Origin of the sequence: [Clostridium] fimetarium, from assembly GCF_900111235.1 — a bacterium.
GTDB lineage: Bacteria > Bacillota > Clostridia > Lachnospirales > Lachnospiraceae > Clostridium_N > Clostridium_N fimetarium.
The window spans coordinates 228,095-250,748 of the sequence record NZ_FOJI01000002.1 but is presented as its reverse complement, the minus strand read 5'-3'; the positions used below and the strand labels follow the sequence as shown (position 1 = coordinate 250,748).

The 22,654-nt window shown below is 32.0% G+C and carries 19 protein-coding genes and 1 other annotated feature; of the genes, 1 reads left to right on the top strand and 18 read right to left on the bottom strand.

What is annotated here, in order from left to right:
- Positions 1-185: 185 nt before the first annotated feature.
- The 13 genes from BMY18_RS21330 to BMY18_RS03450 all read right to left on the bottom strand — a co-directional run bounded on the left by BMY18_RS21330 (position 186) and on the right by BMY18_RS03450 (position 14,341).
- On the bottom strand, positions 186-1,376 hold the full coding sequence (locus tag BMY18_RS21330) for a restriction endonuclease subunit S (RefSeq protein ID WP_170841278.1): 1,191 nt from the start codon (positions 1,374-1,376) through the stop codon (positions 186-188).
- Between the two features lie 10 nt (positions 1,377-1,386).
- On the bottom strand, positions 1,387-2,898 hold the full coding sequence (locus BMY18_RS03505; protein ID WP_092450618.1) for a type I restriction-modification system subunit M: 1,512 nt from the start codon (positions 2,896-2,898) through the stop codon (positions 1,387-1,389).
- Between the two features lie 436 nt (positions 2,899-3,334).
- The gene (rlmH, locus tag BMY18_RS03500; protein WP_092450616.1) at positions 3,335-3,814 is read right to left on the bottom strand and encodes a 23S rRNA (pseudouridine(1915)-N(3))-methyltransferase RlmH; all 480 of its coding nucleotides are present in this window, start codon (positions 3,812-3,814) and stop codon (positions 3,335-3,337) included.
- Entirely contained in the window at positions 3,814-4,077 is a 264-nt protein-coding gene (locus BMY18_RS03495; RefSeq protein WP_092450614.1) for a glyoxalase, read from the bottom strand. The genes rlmH and BMY18_RS03495 overlap by 1 nt, the downstream gene beginning before the upstream one ends.
- Positions 4,078-4,098: 21 nt before the next feature.
- The gene (locus BMY18_RS03490; RefSeq protein ID WP_092450612.1) at positions 4,099-4,872 is read right to left on the bottom strand and encodes an HAD family hydrolase; all 774 of its coding nucleotides are present in this window, start codon (positions 4,870-4,872) and stop codon (positions 4,099-4,101) included.
- Positions 4,869-5,522 carry an HAD family hydrolase gene (locus BMY18_RS03485; RefSeq protein ID WP_092450610.1) on the bottom strand — a complete coding sequence of 218 codons (654 nt, stop codon included), beginning with the start codon at positions 5,520-5,522 and terminating at the stop codon, positions 4,869-4,871. Before BMY18_RS03485 ends, BMY18_RS03490 begins: the two co-directional genes overlap by 4 nt.
- 1 nt (position 5,523) lies before the next feature.
- Positions 5,524-6,096 (bottom strand): Maf family protein, encoded by a 573-nt coding sequence (locus BMY18_RS03480; RefSeq protein ID WP_092450608.1) that lies wholly within the window; start codon positions 6,094-6,096, stop codon positions 5,524-5,526.
- Between the two features lie 185 nt (positions 6,097-6,281).
- Positions 6,282-8,003, bottom strand: a complete 1,722-nt coding sequence (locus BMY18_RS20935) for a hypothetical protein (protein ID WP_170841277.1) — start codon at positions 8,001-8,003, stop codon at positions 6,282-6,284.
- Between the two features lie 237 nt (positions 8,004-8,240).
- The gene (locus tag BMY18_RS03470; protein WP_092450606.1) at positions 8,241-9,911 is read right to left on the bottom strand and encodes a 2-isopropylmalate synthase; all 1,671 of its coding nucleotides are present in this window, start codon (positions 9,909-9,911) and stop codon (positions 8,241-8,243) included.
- Between the two features lie 140 nt (positions 9,912-10,051).
- Positions 10,052-10,323: a binding site (T-box leader), on the bottom strand.
- 60 nt (positions 10,324-10,383) lie between these two features.
- A complete protein-coding gene (locus BMY18_RS03465; RefSeq protein WP_092450604.1) occupies positions 10,384-11,622 on the bottom strand; it encodes a hypothetical protein in 1,239 nt (412 codons plus the stop codon).
- Complete coding sequence (locus tag BMY18_RS03460) at positions 11,619-12,743, bottom strand: DUF58 domain-containing protein (protein ID WP_092450602.1); 1,125 nt, start codon at positions 12,741-12,743, stop codon at positions 11,619-11,621. Before BMY18_RS03460 ends, BMY18_RS03465 begins: the two co-directional genes overlap by 4 nt.
- 1 nt (position 12,744) lies before the next feature.
- The gene (locus BMY18_RS03455; RefSeq protein ID WP_242940951.1) at positions 12,745-13,707 is read right to left on the bottom strand and encodes an AAA family ATPase; all 963 of its coding nucleotides are present in this window, start codon (positions 13,705-13,707) and stop codon (positions 12,745-12,747) included.
- Positions 13,708-13,873: 166 nt separating this feature from the next.
- On the bottom strand, positions 13,874-14,341 hold the full coding sequence (locus BMY18_RS03450; protein WP_092450600.1) for an Lrp/AsnC family transcriptional regulator: 468 nt from the start codon (positions 14,339-14,341) through the stop codon (positions 13,874-13,876).
- Positions 14,342-14,634: 293 nt separating this feature from the next.
- On the opposite strand from BMY18_RS03450, the gene BMY18_RS03445 reads away from it, so the two are divergent.
- Complete coding sequence (locus tag BMY18_RS03445) at positions 14,635-14,970, top strand: DUF1292 domain-containing protein (RefSeq protein WP_092450598.1); 336 nt, start codon at positions 14,635-14,637, stop codon at positions 14,968-14,970.
- Between the two features lie 72 nt (positions 14,971-15,042).
- On the opposite strand, the gene BMY18_RS03440 is transcribed toward BMY18_RS03445, so the two are convergent.
- The 5 genes from BMY18_RS03440 to BMY18_RS03420 all read right to left on the bottom strand — a co-directional run bounded on the left by BMY18_RS03440 (position 15,043) and on the right by BMY18_RS03420 (position 22,589).
- Positions 15,043-17,172, bottom strand: coding sequence for an ATP-binding protein (locus BMY18_RS03440; RefSeq protein ID WP_092450596.1), 2,130 nt, complete (start codon positions 17,170-17,172; stop codon positions 15,043-15,045).
- A 20-nt stretch (positions 17,173-17,192) separates the two neighbouring features.
- Entirely contained in the window at positions 17,193-19,037 is a 1,845-nt protein-coding gene (locus BMY18_RS03435; protein WP_092450594.1) for an ATP-dependent helicase, read from the bottom strand.
- Positions 19,038-20,513, bottom strand: coding sequence for a glutamate--tRNA ligase (gene gltX, locus BMY18_RS03430; RefSeq protein ID WP_092450592.1), 1,476 nt, complete (start codon positions 20,511-20,513; stop codon positions 19,038-19,040).
- Between the two features lie 224 nt (positions 20,514-20,737).
- Positions 20,738-20,989 carry a phage holin gene (locus tag BMY18_RS03425; RefSeq protein ID WP_092450591.1) on the bottom strand — a complete coding sequence of 84 codons (252 nt, stop codon included), beginning with the start codon at positions 20,987-20,989 and terminating at the stop codon, positions 20,738-20,740.
- A gap of 106 nt (positions 20,990-21,095) precedes the next feature.
- Positions 21,096-22,589: a glycosyltransferase family 39 protein gene (locus BMY18_RS03420; RefSeq protein WP_092450589.1), complete on the bottom strand. Its 1,494-nt coding sequence runs from the start codon at positions 22,587-22,589 to the stop codon at positions 21,096-21,098.
- Between the last annotated feature and the right edge of the window lie 65 nt (positions 22,590-22,654).

Below are 22,654 nucleotides of genomic sequence, written 5' to 3'. Positions count from 1 at the left end.
GCAAGGGCCACCAAAATAGCTATCAATAATCTAAAACATTACTCTACTATACTTCATTGCTATAATCTGTGGTTTATTTTCCTACATAATATAAATCTATTTATCACATCACACTTGCAAACAATTACAAACTAATACAAACTACAAATTCATGTTTCTTTTCTGATAATTTCAAGTCTCTATATCTAAACACGAATTTTCCCAGTTAGTAATTGCTGCATCAAACCTTCCTTTAGCTGAGTATAATCAGATTTTTGAGATTGATATTGAAAAATACAATTATCTATACCACTTAAAATATCAGAAATCTTTTTTTGTTCATTCAGGGACGGTACTGCGACATCGATAGCATTTAGATTTGACGTACTTAAACTTGGAACTCCAGTGGCTTCATTATACTTACCTAAGTTTAAATTATCCAAATAATAGTAGAGCCATTTTGCTAAATATTTTTCATTAACTTTTGTATAGAACAGCGTATCAACTGTCCAAAAAGGTCTTTCAATATACATTGGCTTATCAATTGTTCCTTTTCGTCCTATCAATACTGATGGTTTATCCCACAAGAATTTATTCGCCCTTCCCATTATTCCACCAGTACCCAAAATATCATATATTCCTTGATTATCAATAACATCTTTCTGATTCTTCCCATAACAAATCTGTGCAATTTCTTTTAACTTAATTACGTTCCATTCTAAAGCAATTCTACCAACCTCACTATCCTTGAACTTCGTATGCCCTATCCCTTCCGTCAACAGTTTCTGTGCTAAAGCCTTCTTTAGTTGATTAAGTTCTTTTAATTTATACCCATTATCATCTAGGAGTTTATCAATATTTAAAAGTATTAATGCTATTTTTTTTTGTTCTTTAATATCTGGTAATATCAACTGCATTTTTACAAAAAACTTCATGCCAATCGTTTTAATTGTACTCCCAATAGCAATATTTTGAAAAACTTTTTTACAATTCATTAAATAATAATAAAGGAAAACATTATTTAACTGTTCCCCACATACATAATTTACAAAGTGCTGACTTGTTGCCATTTCCGTTGCCATAATTCCAATTTTCCCTACAGTTGCGTCTCTAGAAATAATAACCGTGCCACTAGGTAATAAAACTGCTGATGAATTTTTTATACCTTCAGCTGATGTATAATCTGTTGTCTCAAAAATAAATCCTTTATCCAGTTTTGATAAGTCTTTTAACGAAATCCAGGGTATAGTTCCATTCCAATAGTTTATATTTTTTTTATCTGGTGTATGCCCTGTAAATCTTTTTGCAACCTCGTCAATATTACATATATTCCAACTCACAGGAATCCACCCTAACTTTGTTTCTTTATAGCCTTCATTTCTTTTAGTTGTCATCATTCTCATCCCTCTATAAGCTCTCAAATCCGAGTTCTCTAAGGTAGCCATTTAACTCATTTTCTTTCACTTTAATTTCTATCTTCCTAGCAGAAATCCTGGCAATCACCGCATTGATATCAATCTCTTTTTCTTCCTCACTTGTATCCACATAACGGCTAATATTCAAGTTATAGTCATTATCCTTTATTTCTTCTAATTTCACTAATGATGCATACTTTTCTTGATCAATATAAGCTTCATATGCAACGATAATATCATCTACATTCCGGTCTTTCAGCTCATTCTTATTTCCATTCTTTTCAAACCCATTGGAGGCATCAATAAATAATACTTTCCCCTTATGTTCATCCGTTTTAAGGTGATTGAGCACAATAATTGCAGCTGGTATTCCCGTACCATAGAACAAGTTCTGAGGTAATCCTATTACAGCTTCAAACAAATCATCCTTTAACATTCCTTCACGAATCTTTCCTTCAGTGCCTCCTCTGAACAAAACACCATGAGGAACTACAGATGCCATAATTCCTTTATCATTCAAACTAGCTAACATATGCTCAACAAATGCTAAATCACCATAGGATTTCGGTGGAACACCATAATTGAATCTATTGTAAGTATTATTCTCTGCGACTTCTATTCCCCACTCTTTCAATGAAAATGGAGGATTTGCCATCACCTTATCAAAAGTCTTTAATATAGCCCCATCAACATTTTGAGGATTACGAATAGTATCACCTTTGTATATAGTTGCTCCAGTAACGCCATGCATTAATATGTTTAATTTAGCCATTGCCCAAGTTGAAATATTATTTTCCTGGCCATATAGCTGTACATTCTTATGATTACAATTATTTTCTTTCAAATAATTAATAGTTTCAATTAAAAAGCCACCACTACCACAAGTTGGATCATAAATAGTTTCTCCTTCTTGTGGTTTTAATAATTTAACAATCAATGTCTTTACTTGATTTGGTGTGAAGAATTCTCCACCCTTTTTACCACTATCATCCTGAAACATCTTAATCAGATACATATACGCATCCCCTAATACATCAAGACTCTCTAATCCTTCACTACTCATATTCATGCCATCAAATATTTGCATAAGCTGAACTAGCTTTTCATCAGGTACCTTATCTTTGTCATTATAATTAGTAGTTGTAAGAACTCCAATTAATTCGTAATTCTTAGGTTCATCTTCGATTGCCTTGAATGCTTTATCCAATATTGGTCCAATATTCAAGTTTAAGTTCTTATAATCATTCCATCTTGCTGACTTAGGCACAAAAAAGCTACCATACAGATTAGGATTTTCTAGCATCTTATCAACGGCCCCTTCTGGAAGATTTGCATACTTTATTTTTAATTGCTCTCTTTCATATTCGAATTCATCACAAATTCTCTTTAAGAACATAAGCCCAATGATATAATCCTTATATACTGCGGAATCTAACTTCCCCCTAAGAATATTTGCGCAGCTCCATAACTTGCTTTCTAATGTCTGTAAATCTAGTTTTTGCATTTCTGTTCTCCCTTTTATATGTTTACTGTACTACTTATATCCTTTATAATAAAATTATTATAGCATTTTTTAGTGTCCTATATTCTGTACTTAGAACCGTAATTTCAAGAAAATATCTTTAACATTCCATAATACTGTAATTATACACTATTTTTCTACAATTTCGAACATTATTATTGATTTAATTCAAACAAATTAAAATGGCTAAACTATTGCTTGCATATCATTTTTCATTGTTTCATTAGATGCCAATAATATCCTATATCCCCGTATCTATCTACTTTTCAAGCTTTCCCTCCAATACTTTGGCAAAAAAAAATACACCATCCTAAGTTGGAGTATTTTCTTATTGGCTCTGCAAAAAGAAATTGAGCCCTCTCATATTATAAATCTATAATATTCATATTTATTAATCTTTTAATCATCATAATTACCGCTACTTGTGATACGGTTCATTACCCATAATTCTATAAGCCCTATAAACTTGCTCCAGGAGTATTACTCGCATCATTTGATGGGGAAATGTCATTTTTGAAAAACTTAGTTCATAATTAGCTCTACTTAAAATCCTATCATCTAGTCCAAGGGAGCCGCCAATTACAAATACGATATGACTAGTTCCGTTGACACCCAAACCGGCTATTTTTTCTGAAAGTTCTACTGAATCCAACATTTTCCCGCCAATTGCAAGTGCAACAACATACGCATCATCTTTGATAGATGCTAATATTCTATCGCCTTCTTTTGCCTTAATTTGAAGGTTTGTTGCTTCACTTGAATTATCAGGAGTTTTTTCATCTTGAAGTTCTATAATTTCTAGTTTGCAGTAACGGGTTAATCTTTTTGTGTATTCATCAATTGCAAGTGTAAAATATTTCTCCTTTATCTTTCCAACTGCGATAACGGTAATTTTCATTAAGCTTCTACCACAAAGAATTTCCCGTCTGAAATCTTAAATACCTCTAATGATTCTTCTATTTCTTCTAATGACATTGCTTCTACATCCATGCCTTCTTCAATCATATATTCCTTAACTTCTTCTACCGTGTCAAAGACTTGGGCAAAACAATCTTCAAGAAATGCTTCTGCTTCTTCCATTGTCGCTGCAACTGGTTTATCAAATAATTTTGTCTGCTCTTTTAAAAATACCTTTGCACACTCTTCTAAATACTGATCCATTTTTTATTTCCTCCAAATACTTTACAAAAAGTTTTCTTTTAATGTCATTTCGACTGATTCCGTTATATGTTTTGCATGTTTTTTTATATCATCAACTGCTCTATCCATTGCATACGAATGCCCTACATTATCTAGCATTTCAATATCATTATAATTATCTCCAAATGCCATGCATTCATCTGGCGATATTCCTAATTTTTCCTGGATCTTCTTAATTGCAGTCCCTTTATTCACTCCATTTGCGGTAAAATCTAAATACAACTTACCAGAAACAGCTGTTAATACTTTACCTGACCATTTTTTTGTAAAATACTCTGTGGAATTCTTAATTCCTGATATATCACAAACTGAAACTTTCAAAATATCTTCTTGAATATCATCAAAACTATCTACCATAGACGTTGTGTATTTTACCATGGATGTCATCCGATGTAAATATTCTTTTGCCTTTGGTTTTATATAAGCTGTATTTAACCCTGATACAAGCACCTCACAATTGCAATGTTCATATACATCTTCGATAATCTCCATTGCTAACTTTCTATCCATAGGGCTTTTAAAGAGTACTTCTTCATTGTACATTACTAACGAACCATTCTCGGCAATATACATCAAGTCTTTTGCTATTGGCTCAAATAGCATCTTCAAACTATTATATTGTCTTCCACTTGCAGGTGCAAATATAATTCCTTTTTCTGAAATCTTATGAATTGTTTCAAATAAAGAATTATCAACTGACTGAGCATCTTTTAACAAAATTGTACCATCCAAATCACTTGCTATTAATTTTATCATAATAATCCTAATATCTCCTTAGGTTCATCCACAATGTATTTTGCCTTAGCGAAAGCAAGTTCTTTCCTTGTTCTAAATCCCCAAGTAACTCCCACCGTATCGATACCCGCGTTGATACCAGTCTCCATGTCAGTTGCAGTATCACCTATGTATAGGCATTCCTCTGACTTGACTTTGAATTCTTCCATTAAAATATTAGCACCTTCAGGACTAGGTTTTCTATTATGTGTATCTTTTTGGCCTAATATTACATCAAAGAACCCTTTTCCAAAAATTGTCTCTACAACTTTCACTGTGTTATCATTTTGTTTATTGCTCAAAATAGCTATTTTGATTCCTATTTGTTTCATTTTTTCCAACATTTCAATTACACCTGGATAAGAAGTAACATTATAAATACATCCAGTTTTAAATAATTCAATATACTTTGGCATCACTTGATCATATAATTTTAATTCTTTATCACCTGCAGCTTTTAAAGCTCTTTTGATTAATTCAAACTGACCTTCACCTGCAAACAGCTTATAATCTTCAACGGGATTGGGTTTCAATCCATATAACGTAAGGCATTGATTTGCTGTATGAGCAATTGCTCCAACTGAATCCGCAGTTGTTCCATCCAAATCAAATATGCATAATTTGTATTTCATATTAGTATTTAACCTCTCTATATTTCAATTCCTGACATAAGCGGCCTACTGGTAAACCAACTACATTATTGTAATCACCTTCGATTCCTTTAATGTATGCTGCAAATAATCCTTGAATTGCATAAGCGCCTGCTTTGTCTAAAGGTTCCTTTGTTTTAATATATTCGATAATCTCATCTTCTGTCAATGAGCATACATCTACTCTTGTCTTTTCTGCAAATGAAAAAGCCTTACCATTAATATTTAATGTAACGCCTGTATAAACATAATGACTTTTTCCTGACAGTTCAACAAGCATTTTAAATGCCTCTTCCTCATCGCTCGGCTTACCCAATATCTTATTATCATTATATACAATTGTATCCGCACCAATTACTACAACATTTTCCTTTTCTGCAAGATTATTATATACATCCTGTGCTTTTTGCCTCGATAATTCAATCACAACTTGATCAGGTTCCACTTTTGTAATAATTTCTTCTATATCACTTTTAATAACCTGAAAATGTATACCTACCTGGGTTAACAATTCTCTTCTTCTTGGAGAAGCTGATGCTAAAACATATCTAAACATTACATCGTATCCTTCTTCCTATAATCATCATATATTAATTATATATTTCTACACAGTTTGCATTATAGCATACAGTTAAAAGCGTTTTCAACTGTATATATAAAAAGCATCATAAATAAGTATAAATATTACTTATTTATGATGCGATCTATTTTTATAAATAAAGATTAATTTCTATTTAACTATTATTTGATATTACTTTGATCTTCTTTTCTTTTTTTATCTTTTTTCGTTTTCTCTATTATAACAAAGCCTAATATAATTAGAGCTGAAACACCTACTGCAATCATATAAATCGAAATAGAATTTTTATCACCAGTTTGAACTTTATCTTCATCTGCATACACTTCTGGAGCTTTTGTTGCTGTTACTGTTGCTTTTGTAACATTATCTTCGTCTGCAAATACCTCTCCAGCTTTAGTTGTTGGTTGAGTTACTGGTTGTGTTGTAGGTTGTTGTGTTACTGATTGTGTTGTAGATTGTTGTGTTGCTGGTTGTGTTGTTGGTTGCTGTGTTGTTGGTTGCGTTGTTGGTTGCTGTGTTACTGGTTGTGTTGTTGGTTGTTGTGTTTCTGGTTGTGTTGTTGGTTGCTGTGTTTCTGGTTGTGTTGTTGGTTGCTGTGTTTCTGGTTGTGTTGTAGGTTGTTGTGTTACTGGTTGTGTTGTTGGTTGCTGTGTTACTGGTTGTGTTGTTGGTTGCTGTGTTACTGGTTGTGTTGTTGGTTGTTGTGTTACTGGCTGTGTTGTTGGTTGCTGTGTTACTGGCTGTGTTGTTGGTTGCTGTGTTACTGGTTGTGTTGTTGGTTGTTGTGTTACTGGTTGTGTTGTTGGTTGTTGTGTTACTGGTTGTGTTGTTGGTTGTTGTGTTACTGGTTGTGTTGTTGGTTGTTGTGTTGGTGCTTGTGTTGATGGATCTGTTTCTGTCTCTATTTCAAGATCTTTAGCAAGAAAATGCCATTCACCACCTGGATTTGTAAATGTTTTTGCGATTACTCTTCCTCTTGATGTACCGGTAATAGTAACATTTGCTTTCGTAGCAACTACTATTCCACAAACTTCTGAGAGACTGAGTGATCCACTATAATCTGAAAAATTAAAAATAACTGTATCTGCAATAATATCATTATCATTTGATGAAGCTACTCCATTTACTGTAAATCTTGATAAAGCAAATCCTGAATAATCTCCACTTATATTAATAATTACTATCTGGTCATTATTTTTTGTTATCTTTAATTGACCTGTCTGCAATTTGTTATATGCTGCCATTGTAATGTTTATAGAGCATATCATATCTGTACATTTTGATATATCGATAATACCATTATTCATATCGCTAAGATTAACAACTGATCCTTTTGTATTATCTGATGTGCTTGTATACTGAGAAAAATTTGCTGCAATTGTAGAAAGCGTATTTGATATATTTACATAATTTGGATTTACATAAAATTTAACATTTTGAGCATTTGCTGTTGAAATAACGCCATTACCACTTCCAAAAGTGACAATATTTCCAGTTTTCGTAAATTGAGATCCTACTACAATATTATCAGCCGATCTAAGTTGTAAAATTCCAGATTCAAAATTTTTAAGAAAACTTGTTCCTGCAACATTCGTCTTAGTACCTACAGTATTTCCTATATCTTTTGTTCCATCGACCTTTAAGTTATTCGTTGCAATATTAGATTCAAAATCACCCGCTATAAGTGCACTATCTGCAAATACGCCATAACTTTTTGCCTCTCCCAATAACGCTTTTAATTCTATCTGCACATCAGCATTGGCACTTCCAGATGCCATTATGCTTAATGTTGCAGCACTTACCGTCAATACAAATACCATAACTACTGATACTGTGGCCTTACTATACTTTTTTATTATCTTAATTATATTTTTGTTTTTCATAATAAATCCTCCTTTTTATTTATGCAATGCTCATCTAAATTTCCTTTATTTATCACATTATATTCTATTCTATAAACACCTCCTACCCTATATTAGTAGTAATTTTTAATTTTTTCACAAAAATCCACGTTATTCTTACTGATTTTTATGTAAATGCAAAAATCAAATAAAAGAGTAGCATACTTATACTATAAGTATGCTACTCTTTATTTGATATTCATTATTTCTGCTTTTTCTTTAACGAGACGCAATCTCAAGACTTCTATTCATAGCAGATACAATTGCATCAATTGAAGCCCTAATTGTATCTGGATCAATACCAATTCCAAAATACGAATTACCATCTATGCCTTTAATTCCTACATAAGCAATAGCACTTGAATCTGAACCATCTTGAAGTGCATGTTCCTCAAAGCAAATAATTTGACAAGGTACATTGAAATGTTTGCTCAGTGCACTGCTTACTGCATCCAAACGGCCATTTCCTCCAGCTTCAACAACCGTTTTAACGCCCTCAGACTCAACGGTTATTGTTGTCTGAATTCCATTTTGTTGTTTGAAATGGCATTCCACGATATCAAATACTGGCATATATTTTTTGTATCGTTTTTCAAAAATATCTAAAATAGCTTGTGGTAATAATTCCTTATGTTGAACATCTGACACTGCTTTCACTGCATATCCAAAGTCTTCTCTCATTTTAACCGGAAGTTTCAAGCCATAACTTTGTTCTAAGATGTATGCAACCCCACCTTTGCCTGACTGACTGTTAATTCGGATTACATCTGCATCATATTTACGGCCTACATCTTCTGGATTAATTGGAAGATATGGAACTGTCCAATGTAATGGGTCCTTCTCTTCTCTCCATTTCATTCCCTTTGCAATAGCATCTTGATGTGAACCAGAAAATGCAGCAAATACAAGTTTCCCACAATATGGATGTCTGTCATGAATTGTCATCTGCGTTAATCTTTCATAAGTTTCTGCTATTTCTGGCATATTTGACAAATCAAGCACGGGATCAACTCCTTGCGCGTACATATTCATTGCTAACGTAATGATATCAACATTACCCGTACGTTCGCCATTACCAAATAACGTTCCTTCAATTCTATCGGCTCCGGCAAGAATCCCCATCTCTGAGTCACTTACGCCACAACCTCTATCATTATGTGGATGAAGAGAAATAATTACATTCTCTCTGCTATGAAGATTCTTATGCATATACTCAACCTGGCTTGCAAACACATGAGGCATTGAGCATTCAACAGTTGCTGGAATATTAATAATAACTTTATGATTGGCTGTTGGCTCCCAAATATCGATTACATGGTTGCATACATCAAGTGCGTATTCAACTTCTGTTCCTGTGAAACTTTCTGGACTATATTCAAATGAAAAGTTACCTTCTGTCTCATTGGCTAATTTCTTAAGCAGTTTAGCTCCTTCAACAGCAATATCCAAGATTTCTTGTTTTGATTTTTTAAATACCTGCTCTCTTTGAGCAACGGATACCGAATTATACAAATGAACAACTACACTTGGAGCGCCCTTAACAGCTTCAAAAGTTTTTCTAATTATATGTTCCCTAGCTTGTGTAAGTACTTGAATTGTAACATCCTTTGGAATCAAATCCTGCTCAATCAAGGTTCTAACCAACTGATATTCTGTATCAGATGCAGCCGGAAATCCCACTTCAATTTCTTTAAATCCAATTTTAACAAGCATTTTAAAAAATTCGAGTTTTTCTTCTAAGCTCATAGGTTCAATTAACGACTGATTACCATCTCTTAAGTCAACGCTACACCATATTGGTGCTTTATCCACTGATTCTTTCTTTGCCCAATCCATACACTCTGTTGGTGGCATAAAATAATTCTTTTTGTACTGTCTGTAATCAAACATATTCAAATCCTCCTCTTAATCTATTCTGTTTAACAGTTCCTGATTATATCTAAATATAATAAGTAAATTCGCTGGATGTTCCTCCTTGCTTACACGTAAAAAAAGCCTTTCGTCTCTTGACATTATACAAATGTATAATATCAAGAGACGAAAGACTATAAGTCTCACGCGTTACCACTCTTCTTCGCAAACTACGTTTGCGCTCTCACTGAATACGGGCAATTGCCTTATATTCTCTCCACAATAACGGTTGGATTCCGACTACTTCTACTTTCTAATATAATAATTATTATATATTAGATTTTGGATAGCTGCTCCAAGGCGAGTTCCATACTTTCTATCTGTTGTCTCGCACCATCCGACAACTCTCTGATATAAGTCTGTATGTACTATTCCTCTTCAATGCATTTACTTATTATTAAAAATAATTATACACGGTTCTTTTTCTAAAGTAAAGTATTATTTTAAAATATTATGTATTGTTTATATTTTTGATTATCTCAATTTCTTCTGCATTAACTTTCTCATTAGAATACCTGGCTTTTTCATAAATTTCTGTTACAATTTTGATATCTTTTTCATCTTCCGATATTCCTTTTCTCGTAATCTCCTCAGGAAATGCATTTGTTGGTAGTTTTTCTTTGCCCAAACCTTTCTTCACTTTTTTCTTATATATCTTTCGAAGTTTTAAGTTATAATCTAATTCGGACGCTTCATTTTTATGATTCACCCTTGAAATTTTAATTTTACTCGTAGCATTCTTTTTGGGCTTTATGAATTCAATCATATCTGCTCCAAGTTTTTTCTTTTTCGAGAAATTTTTCATTTCTTTTACGATTTTTATAATAAGAACTAATGTAATAAATATTATAAACATAATTAGTAATGCATAAAATAGTTGATCAAATGATCCTGATATAGGCGGATCCATACCTTCAGCGCTATCTTCTGAACTATCACCTATAGTCTCGACGGATAATGTAGGTAACACCCTCTGTTCTATTGGTTTTCTATACAGTAGCAACTTTAATATCAATGCGATTATCCATTGCAAAAATCTTCCTATCATTTGAAAAATATTTCCAAATGGTCCTGAATAAAAAGCCATCATTGCCATAAAAATAATTATCACTGATGTAGCTAACATATCCATATTAACCCGGAATAACTGTTTGGCTGGAAAATCAGCATTTTCTTTGTTATCAATAAATACATTGTTAATCTTATCAAGATTATTGTAAATAATCTCTGCCAATGTAAATAACACCAATATTAGCAACCCACTTTGTATCATAACAGTATTATGTGTGCCCAGACCAAGCATATAGCAAACAACCATTACAGCCATGCCAACCAATGACATCTTTTCTTCGGTAACCCTCATAGTTGCTACCTTTATATGCCCTGAAAAAGCCACTAATATTCCAACTTGAAGAATATATAGGAAACACTCATTCGCGGATCTAGCATAAAACACGGCTGCTACAAATAAAAACACATGTAAAAGATAAAATGTAAAAAAGCTATGAATATATTTCCTGAAAAGATAAGCTGCAATTACTAAAACAGAAATCATTAAACATCTGTTATATTCACTCACATTATATTTCAGCAATAAATATGAAACAATGATGTTCAACGTAACAAAAAACAGACATTGCATTACGATCTCTAATAATCTCAAAGCTACCTTGATTCTTCGATTAGTCATAATAGCACCTCCCAAGATATGATATCTGCAAGTTCACAATTCTTAGGTTCCCAATCGAATCCAGCATTATAAGGGACTATCCATATTGAGCCTTTGCTGTCAGAACACATTCTGTTATACTCTTCTTGCATCTTACTATTTTTACAGGAGGAAATAAGAATATACAATGCGTTGTTTGATATTTTCGATAAATTATCAGATATCAATTCAGGAAAATCATCCGCCGGCTTTTTTAAATCTATTCGAGCCAAGCCTAAATTAATAGAGTTAATATGATCAAATCCATTTCCACAGTTAAACAATATGTTTTCGTCTGTTAAAATATCTTTCCCATTACAAATTATACTTGTAGAAACACCACTTTCAATCAACATCTGCATAAGACTGGCTGCTATACTGATACTTTCTTCTAAAAGAGACTCATATTTTAACATTCCTTCGTACTCAAGATTTAAAAGAATACAAACTTCTTGACTAGCCGTATAATCATAAAAATTAACTTTTAGCTCACTCGTTTTTGCTGTTGCCTTCCAATTGATTTTATCCATAGAGTCATAGTCTTGATAATCACGTATCCCTCTAAATTCAAATGGATCTTCATATATATGCCTATTGGTAATAATCGCTCCCATGATTTTTCGAAAAGGTACTTCAACCGTGTCTGTATTCACAAATGCTGGATATACTACTAATTCACTTGAAATTGGAATCGTAACCGATAAAATATCATTCATAAATAGACCCATAGATAAAAGTTCTATCTTATCGATTGTATAATACCCTCTTTTCTTACATAAAAGTGGAATCGTCCTTGTGATTTTTTGATAAAACAACAATGAAAATACATCGTTTTTATACGATTTGTCAGAAACCACTGAATTTGAATCCTTATTATCAAATTTGAGATTTCTATCAAGTTGAAACTTTACATTTATAAAATGAAGTGGCATCCATTTCTCATTCGTAACCACTTCCACAAGATTTACAATATCTCCAGGAGTTGCATACTCATTTGCAAAACCAATCTCTGCAGACAACCCCTTTAGCCAAAATTTTACATATATGCGTTCAATTATCATATAAGAAATTCCGGCTCCTGCCAGCATTAATACTATTTCCATCTCAGCTCCACTCTTCAGTTGGTACCGGAACTGATTCCAACGCCTGCTCTATAAATAATTCCCTGTTATCTTCTCTAGTCATACCTAATTTCAATACTAATCTGTGAGCAAATACAGGAACTGCCAACTTCTTAATATCTTCTGGAACAACATAACTTCGTCCTTGAATATATGCGTATGAACGAGCTGCATTAATCATTGTAAGTGTGCCTCTAGGGCTTACGCCTATTGAAACATTTTTCAGATTCCTTGTAGCATTCACAACATCTACTATGTACTCTTTCAGTGCAGAATGAATGTATATATTCTTAGCCTCCGCTTGCATATTAATAATATCTTCCTTTTCGCAAACTGGGATGATTGTATCAAATGGACTTTCTAATAAGAATCTATCTATGATACTAATTTCTTCTGCTTTATCTGGATATCCCATATTTAGCTTCATAATAAATCTATCCAACTGTGCTTCTGGAAGCTGAAATGTCCCAGATGTTTCTATTGGGTTTTGTGTTGCAATTACAAGAAATGGCTCATCTAAAATACGAGTTTCACCATCGATTGTAATCTGATGTTCCTCCATACATTCAAGTAAACTAGACTGAGTTCTTGGTGTTGCCCTATTTATCTCATCCGCTAATATTATATTACCAAATACAGGTCCCTTTCTAAATGTAAATTCACCTAGTTTTTGATTATAATAATTAATTCCGGTAACATCAGATGGCAATAAATCTGGTGTAAACTGAATTCTTTGAAACTCTGCATTGATTGATTTTGCAAAAGTTTTAGCCATAACCGTCTTACCAGTTCCTGGCACATCTTCTAGTAATACATGTCCCTTTGAAATCACTGCCGTTAACAGCATATCAATTGTATCTGATTTGCCTATAATCACCTTATTAATGCTTTCTTTGATTAGCTGTACCTTCTTCTGGCACATACTTTTATCCAATTCATTCCCCATGATAAATAGCCTCCAAAACCTTCTAATTTTTTTATAATCATATCACTTCTGCCATAATTTTACAAATAAACTTATAATTAAAAAGTACATTAAACTTATCACTAAAAATGAGCAAAAAAAAATTCCTTTAACTTAATGAAGGAATTCTTTTGGGTATATATTAATTTTATTTTCTTCTATCATCGGGAACTGGCATTTCAAGATTAACATCAATCCCTCTTGGTTCAACAGGTGTTGAAAATACTATCTGTGTGCTTGTTCTACCAAATTTTTGGAGCTGTCCAATAAATGTATCAAGTTCCATTGTACTTGGAAACGCTACCTTTAGAAGCATTGCATAATTTCCAGTTACACAATTACATTCAACTACATTTAAACAAGTCTTTATAAAAGGATAAAATTCCGGCTTCTGAACAGGTGCAATTTCCAAATTGATAAATGCTGTAATATGATAGCCTAATTTCATTTGATTGATTTTGGCTTCATATGCAACAATTATTTCATCTTTTTCTAATCTCTCTATTCTTGCGGATACTGCAGGTGAAGACAAAAACACTTTTTCTGCTAGCGCCTTTAATGGCGTCCTCGCATTTTTTTGTAAAAGTGTTACAATTTTCTTATCAATTTTGTCCATAGTATCTATTCCTTTCTATATTGTATTAAATGCGATTTTAGACATTCAGCTCAACTCGGTTGTATTGTCCTTATTACAATTATTAAAATAAAAAAAAAGACCAATTTTAAAGTAATAATCTTAAATTACTTTAAAGCTGTCCTCATTGACTTAATTTACAATATTCTGTTATTAATTGTATATTACATTACTTTATTAAAAATAACAACTAAAATTTTTAATTTTGTTGCTTTTTTTCCTTTCATCTGATACATTTATACTATCAATAACAAAAAAGAAATGAGGTAAATTAGATGAGTGAAGATAATATTATACCAGAAAAAGATACGGTAACTCTTACATTGGATGATGATACTGAAGTTGAATGTGAAATTGTATCTATTTTCCCAGTTGGTGAAAAGGAATATATTGCACTTCTTCCTATGAATGGAGAAGAAGCTGAAGACGGTGAAGTATTTATCTATCGTTATACCGAATCTGCTGATGGCGAGCCAGATCTTGAAAATATCGAAGATGATGATGAATATGAAGCAGTTGCTGATGCATTTGATGAACTTCTTGATTCTGAAGAATTCGATGAAATCGATGATGAAGAAGACGATGAAGAAGACGAAAAAGACGCAGAATAATTATATAATCTATTTTCATTAAAAAGACATTATTAGTAGATTTTTCAATCTTACTAATAATGTCTTTTTTTGTTAGTTTTCTGAAAAAAGTTCATCTAATTTATCTTTAAGCACGTTCATCTTGATTGGTTTTGAAATATGCATATTCATACCTGCTTTTTCTGCAAGCAACCGATCTTCTTTGAACGCATTTGCCGTTAATGCAATTATCTTGACCTTTGAAGCATCCATTCTATTTAATGATCTAATTTCTACTGAAGCTTCTAACCCATTTTTTATTGGCATTTGAACATCCATAAGAATAGCATCAAATTGAAACATTGAACTATTATCAAATATATCAATCGCTTCCTGCCCATTATGTGCAGTAACAACTTTGTATCCATAAAATTCAAGCATCGTTGTCATAACTTCCAAATTCATAGCATTGTCATCTGCAAGTAAAATCGTCTTTTTGTTATCCGATGTAGAATTATCCACTGGTGCAATTGGGGTCATTGAAATAATTGAAACATTGCTATTTGATTGTGCACTCTTTATTCGATCTGTATATATTTGCTTTTCAACTTCATTGGCAAGTGAAAAATCTACTTCGACATAAAAACTGGTTCGTTTTCCATACTCACTATCAACAGTGATTTTTCCATCCATTAATTTTAAATAACCTTTGCAAATTGTAAGTCCCAATCCACTTCCACCATAAATGGATGAAACATTATTGTCACCTTGCTCAAATGGTTCAAATATTTTCTCTAGATTTTCCTTTTTAATTCCGATTCCACTATCTGTAACTTCAAATAAATATTTAACTTTATTGTCAGATAACGTTTCCGTTTTAATGCGAAATCTAATCTTTCCATTAATCTCTGTAAATTTTGCAGCATTTGCAATTAAATTAACAAGAATTTGCTTTAATCTTTTTTGATCGCCACACACAATTTGATCCATATTTCCGGATTTGATAATACTCATTTTGATTTGCTTCAAATTAATATTTGATGAAATAACAGTTTTTACTGTATCAATAACTTCTGATATTTTAAAAGGTTCTATATTTAGTTCAATCTTATTGCTTTCTATTTTGGACACGTCTAAAATATCATTGACTACAGCTAATAAATATTCTGATGTATTTTCTATATTAAACAAACACTCTTCTAGCTTGTCCCTATCATCAATTGAATATTTCGCAATCTCCGCCAATCCCACAATTGCATTCATAGGTGTACGGATTTCATGAGACATCTGTGACCAAAATCTACTTCGGCAAGCATTTGCTTCATTCTTTATGATTAACACTGTATTATTTTTAATTATTTTTATTATGTAATAGATTACAATAATCATACATATACAAAAGCATCCACATAATATAAATATCTTAAATATGATGCAATTGGCTTTTTGATTAATATACTTTTGTGGAACAATTGATACTATATACCAACCATTTATTTTATTCAATTGATTAAAACAAATCACATTTTCTTCGCTACCACATAAATAAATTTTACTGCCTGACTCACCTTTTTCCATGGAATCCTTCAGGCCTTTATTATCATTAACAAAATCAAATAAATTTACATACTCACTCGGCTCTTCCAATGGCAATACTAAATCACCATCTTGATCAACAATATAACTATAATTCCAATCGTCATGAATATCTATATCATACACATCATTCAAATTGTCTTCAGAATACCACCCAATCAGCAAATAATTTTGACTATTATCATTTGTTATCTTTGTATACAAATATACTCCTGCACCGCCTAAATCAGAATTGTTTTCAGCTTGGATAACTCCTTCTCTTTTGGAAAATAACTCACCGACATTTACATAATGATTGAAATCAATTAGCTCCCCTTTATAATCATATCCAATGCCATATTCATCCACCATATATAAGGTCATTCCCGTTTCATGGATAAACGTTCCCATCTCAGTTTGTATCTTTTTATTATCCAGATTAACATCCTTACTAATATAATCATTCCCTAATAAATTTAACAATGTCATATTGTAAATAAGTGTATTAGAAAATTGTTTTTTTGCATATTGATTCATATTCTCAATACTTTGATATTCTCTATCTGAAGTCGATAAATATATTCCATTTGCTGCAAAAAAAGCCGTTCCCAATAATATAGAAATAATTACTATTATAAAGCCATACTTTACTCTTTTCTTTCCCCACATGTCTATTTCCCTTTCGCACTTTAATCAATCATTACATATTTTTTACTTATCTCAGAAACAAATCTAGAAACCTCCTGTTTCTTGTTATATCTTTCCTTCGTATAAAATATGTGTAAATCTTCTTTTGCCCTAGTCATTGCAACATAGAACATTCTTCTCTCTTCCTCAATTTCTGATTCAAGTACCGCCTTGTTATAAGGCATGATGCCCTCATTGGCATCTATTATGTATACAACCTTGTATTCTAATCCCTTAGAACTATGCATTGTACACAAATTCACTGCATCTGTAGTCTTTCCCATAGACGACACTTGTTCCTTTAATTCTAGATTATAATCTTCAATATGTTTGAACCATTCCGAATATGTTGAAAACTCTCTTGCCTCCTCTTGGATTTCGGTAATTACATTTAACAAATCCTCCGCATTCATCCTTCTGGCTTGTGAATATTCCCTTAAATAATCATCAAAGCCAATCCCTCTTCTAATGAAATTAATTGCAGCAAACGGATTCATCTTTTTTAACAACTGTAAATCTTTTTCAAAATCATCAATTCTTTGAACCATCCATTGCTTGTCCTCATATAACTTACGAAGTTCTTCAAAATCAACAAGCGGTGTACCCATGGAATCTCTACTAATATATCTCTTGGGCTTATTCATTATTTGCAAAAACTCAAACCTATCCCTGTTACCCATTGCTATTCTTATATAACTAAATATATTTTTCGCAATCCAATGTTCATATAGATTTGGGATTATGTCTCTTGTTGTAAATGGAATATTGTACTCAATCAATTTTCCAATTAACTGTCTTGCTCCAATATTAGTTCTTGATAGTACAGCGATATCTTTGTATTTAGTACCGTCCTCAATGTATTTTTGAATACTATCTATTATATATTTATTTTCATCTGAGGTATCGATGAATTCTCTAATATCAACCATATTTCCAATTTGATTAAATGCTCTGATGTCTTTGTAAAATCGTTTTGAATTGTTATCTATTACTGATTTTGCAGAATTCACAATATTTGATGTAGAACGATAGTTAATATCTAAATTAATTTTTACTGCATCTACAAAATCTTTTGTAAAATCAAGCATGATTTCTGGTTTCGCACCACGAAACCCATATATACTTTGATCGTCATCTCCAACAATAAATAAATTTTGTGATTTTTCAACCAATAGTTTAATTACATCATACTGCACCTTATTAATATCCTGAAACTCATCCACTAAAATATATTGATATTTATTCTGCCAAGCAGATAAAATATCTGATCTATTTGATAAAAGTTCATAGCAAAACACAAGCATATCATCAAAATCAATTAGCCTGTTTCTCTTCAATTCACTGTCATAATCTTGATATATGCTTCTAAATACATCTTCTGGGCAATTAATAGAGTAATACAATTGAAGATTAATCCTAGAACCTTTCACTTGACTAATTTCTCCTAATACAGATGAAACAAATTCATTTTCATCTTCAATCTCAAGATCATACTTTGAAATCATTCTTTTTATATATTCTCTTTGTTGTTCTTCTCTTATTATATTTTTAGCGCTATAATTATACGCATTCTTTAGTATTGTGAAAAATACGGCATGATATGTTCCAAAAGTAACAGATGGTTTTTTACCATCCATAAGTTTAAAGAATCTTTCTTTCATCTCATTAGCTGCCATCTTCGTAAATGTGATTACAAGAATTTTAGATGGATCCACGTTATAATATTCAATAAGCCTTTTTGTTCTCAAAGTAATTACAGTAGTTTTCCCAGATCCTGGTCCCGCAAGTACAATCGCAGGACCGGAATTATGATTAATGGCAGATATTTGTGCTTCATTAAAACTCATCTATTCAGTCAATTCTCCCTCTAACAAATTAATTGCCTTTCTAATTCTAGAAAGTGACTCTTCTTTTCCAATAATATCCATTATCTCAAATGCACCACCTGGTGTTGATTGTTTTCCAGAAACTGCGGTCCTAAGTGGCCATAATCCTTGACCATTTTTAATTTCCTTATTTGCAATAAATTCCATAATCATATCATGAAGTCCATCAACTGAGTAATCATCTGTTTTTTCTAATATTGGAAGCATTTCCTTCAGGATTTCAAGTGAATTCTCTGAATTCGTTTTCATCTTTTTATGTGTATACATCGCTGTATTATACTCGGGTAATTCATCAAAGAAATCAATATGCTCTGCGATTTCAGTAAATATTTCGATTCTAGTTTTTACTAAATCAGCTATCTTCTTTAAATCAAGGTCTTTCTTCACTACTTTCTTAATGTAAGGAAGTGCAAATTCATAATATCTATCATTATCCATTGCCTTAATATATTCCCCATTCATCCACTTCAACTTAGGAATATCAAATACAGAAGGTGATTTGCTCATTCTTGTATAATCAAATTCAATCACCAGTTGTTCTAGTGAGAATATCTCTTCGTCGCTTTCTGGACTCCAACCAAGAAGTGAAACATAATTAATAATAGCCTCAGTCACAAATCCTTGATCAAGTAAGTCTTCAAAAGACGCATGACCACTTCTCTTCGCTAATTTCTTATGATTTTCATCCGTAATGAGAGGGCAGTGAACATACTTAGGTACATCCCATCCAAAAGCATCATACAATCTATTGTATTTTGGAGTTGATGATATATATTCATTACCTCTTACAATATGAGTAATCCCCATCAAATGGTCATCCACCACATTCGCAAAGTTATAAGTTGGGTATCCATCAGATTTCATTAAAATCATATCATCTAATTCTGAGTTATCCACTGATATATCACCATAGATTTCATCATGAAATGTAGTTGATCCCTCCGTTGGATTATTCTGTCTAACTACATAAGGCATTCCTTTTGCAAGTTTCGCTTCAACCTCTTCTTTTGAAAGGGAAAGACAATGTTTGTCATATACTATGATCTCCTTGCTTTCTTCTCCATCCGTAAATGATGACTTAAGAGTCTCTAATCTTTCTTTATCACAAAAGCAATAATATGCCTCACCTTTATCAATTAATTGCTTCACATATTTTAGATACAAGCCCTGTGCCTGACGTTCACTTTGAACATAAGGACCAACTCCACCATCCTTATCAGGACCTTCGTCATGTACAAGTCCTGTCTTTTCAAGCGTACGATAAATGATATCCAAGGCACCTTCATAAAATCTTTCTTGATCAGTATCTTCTATTCTAAGAATAAAATCTCCCTGCTCGTGCTTTGCAATTAAATATGCATACAGCGCAGTTCTTAAATTTCCTACATGCATTCTGCCTGTTGGGCTAGGTGCAAATCTCGTTCTAATCTTTGTCATAATTAATTAAAGTTCCTTTCCATATTGAAATTCTTTTGTTATATATTTTTATAAAATTCTGTGTTTGTTAATAAATAAACTAAGTCCTTTAGACATTTATAATATCATTTTTAGGATTTTTTGTCTACTTATAATCTGAACTAACCAATACATAATCTTGTTAAATTCTTGTTTATATTAGTACTTTATCACTATATATGGTACTTTATTACCGGATATATTTTTTATTTACTTGGTTCCTCATATGTTAAAGCTTTTTCACTGTCTCCAATTCCTACTGTTGTCCCATCTACAACAAGTCCAAGCAATGCAAGTGCATTAATAAGCTGTGTAACTAAATTTAATATATTATTTTCTGAAACTTTTGGAAATATATCAAACATTGATAATAATTGATAAACAAAACTTATTACAAATGGTATAAACGTAAGCAAAAATGTCTTATTTCTAAAACGAACTTTCCAATTGATTTTCATAGTTTTACCTTTTTTGACCTTACTCTAGTTCTATATTATATATATATATTATTATCAAATTCAAAAAAAGTGCATACCATATAAATGATATGCACTTCAAAGATTATTATTTTTTTTCAATCAGAATAATGTCATGCTCACTAGCATAATATTTCAACTGCATTTTTTCATATGATAGTTCAGTAGTTCCACTCCAGCGCATTACCTCATCATGCGCGCCGCCGCCATCTATTATCCATATTCTTCCTGTATGTTTCTTTATAGTATCTAAGTTGCTTAATATAGTAACCTTACTTCCAAATGCTTTATATGCCTTTTGAATATCCCAATTGCCAGCATTATAAAAATAAGTGGGTACATCCTGAAATTTTACAGATACTGAAAATGCACCAGGTGAATCAAACAAAATAATATCACCCTCTTTAATATTAGCTTTGAGGTAATCATCTATTGTTGTATTAGAAGCATCATAATTATCCTGATAAATAGGAATTGCTCTTGTAACCGATAATCCCAACATAACTACAACAATTAATATCTTTACAGATTTTTTGTTATATCTAGCTAATAAATATGCAAATGCAAAAAGAAGCATCCCATAGCTTACGATTAAGTATCTCACATAAAATATTGGTTTAAATATTGAAACAAGTAGAAACACAAATATGACTCCAAAATATACAGTCAGAGCCAATACTACTGGTTTTGACTCTTCCTTGTCCTTCTTAATCATTCGTATAAGTAAAAATCCAAACAGGGCATAAATACAGAATCCTAAACACAATGGAATTATATAATTTGGTGAATTAACAATTACATCTGCCTGCGGGGAACCGATAAAATGAAACGATATTGCATCAAATATTGTCCAAAAATTGATTTTAATCCAGCTACCATTGCTCTGTTTAAATTGTATATAGAACACATATAAACCAGGTAAATATCCAAGCATTTGGAGTGCCCCTACGATAAACCATTTCTTTAGTTTTATATTGTTTTTAATATAATATACCAATATCATAATATTAATAATTGCTACTGCCACCAATCCATAATAATGCATATAAGCAGACATTACTGAGAATATAATAAAGAGCACTGTGTTCTTTGTATTTTTTGTGCTCTTTGTATTATTTACATCCTTGTTAATCATTCTATATGCATATATTACTGTCAACGCAACAAATAATGGTGCCCATGTATACATTCTAATCTGCAAAGCATACTTAAATGTACTAGGCATTGTTATCACAAAGAAAGTAAACCAAACGCCAGTTTTTGCACCAAAATCCCGGCGAATATGTGTATATCCTAGCATTGCAAGCAACACAGCTCCTAATACGGAAAATAATCTCAATGAAATAATACTATTTCCAAAAATATATGCATACAACCTTAGTATTGTATAATAGCCAAGTGGATGTACATCATAAGCTGCTGCCTTACTAAAATCAATGATATTTTGGTTCATTAATCCAACTGTATAGCTCTCATCAAACCAAAGACCAGAATGAAACGCCCCACTTGCTAAAAAAACCGTTCCTAAAACAATCATAATAAGATGTACTATTTTCATTTTCTTTTCATTCAATTTATTCACCTTTTTAACCCCTAATATTTCATAACTTATACTTCGATTGTACTATTTCTGTTTCTATTTTCAGA

Bases quoted from the DNA above. Each gene is read 5' to 3' on its own strand.
- BMY18_RS21330 (WP_170841278.1), bottom strand. From the start codon at position 1,376: ATGATGACAACTAAAAGAAATGAAGGCTATAAAGAAACAAAGTTAGGG.
- BMY18_RS03505 (WP_092450618.1), bottom strand. From the start codon at position 2,898: ATGCAAAAACTAGATTTACAGACATTAGAAAGCAAGTTATGGAGCTGC.
- rlmH (WP_092450616.1), bottom strand. From the start codon at position 3,814: ATGAAAATTACCGTTATCGCAGTTGGAAAGATAAAGGAGAAATATTTT.
- BMY18_RS03495 (WP_092450614.1), bottom strand. From the start codon at position 4,077: ATGGATCAGTATTTAGAAGAGTGTGCAAAGGTATTTTTAAAAGAGCAG.
- BMY18_RS03490 (WP_092450612.1), bottom strand. From the start codon at position 4,872: ATGATAAAATTAATAGCAAGTGATTTGGATGGTACAATTTTGTTAAAA.
- BMY18_RS03485 (WP_092450610.1), bottom strand. From the start codon at position 5,522: ATGAAATACAAATTATGCATATTTGATTTGGATGGAACAACTGCGGAT.
- BMY18_RS03480 (WP_092450608.1), bottom strand. From the start codon at position 6,096: ATGTTTAGATATGTTTTAGCATCAGCTTCTCCAAGAAGAAGAGAATTG.
- BMY18_RS20935 (WP_170841277.1), bottom strand. From the start codon at position 8,003: ATGAAAAACAAAAATATAATTAAGATAATAAAAAAGTATAGTAAGGCC.
- BMY18_RS03470 (WP_092450606.1), bottom strand. From the start codon at position 9,911: ATGTTTGATTACAGACAGTACAAAAAGAATTATTTTATGCCACCAACA.
- BMY18_RS03465 (WP_092450604.1), bottom strand. From the start codon at position 11,622: ATGACTAATCGAAGAATCAAGGTAGCTTTGAGATTATTAGAGATCGTA.
- BMY18_RS03460 (WP_092450602.1), bottom strand. From the start codon at position 12,743: ATGGAAATAGTATTAATGCTGGCAGGAGCCGGAATTTCTTATATGATA.
- BMY18_RS03455 (WP_242940951.1), bottom strand. From the start codon at position 13,707: ATGGGGAATGAATTGGATAAAAGTATGTGCCAGAAGAAGGTACAGCTA.
- BMY18_RS03450 (WP_092450600.1), bottom strand. From the start codon at position 14,341: ATGGACAAAATTGATAAGAAAATTGTAACACTTTTACAAAAAAATGCG.
- BMY18_RS03445 (WP_092450598.1), top strand. From the start codon at position 14,635: ATGAGTGAAGATAATATTATACCAGAAAAAGATACGGTAACTCTTACA.
- BMY18_RS03440 (WP_092450596.1), bottom strand. From the start codon at position 17,172: ATGTGGGGAAAGAAAAGAGTAAAGTATGGCTTTATAATAGTAATTATT.
- BMY18_RS03435 (WP_092450594.1), bottom strand. From the start codon at position 19,037: ATGAGTTTTAATGAAGCACAAATATCTGCCATTAATCATAATTCCGGT.
- gltX (WP_092450592.1), bottom strand. From the start codon at position 20,513: ATGACAAAGATTAGAACGAGATTTGCACCTAGCCCAACAGGCAGAATG.
- BMY18_RS03425 (WP_092450591.1), bottom strand. From the start codon at position 20,989: ATGAAAATCAATTGGAAAGTTCGTTTTAGAAATAAGACATTTTTGCTT.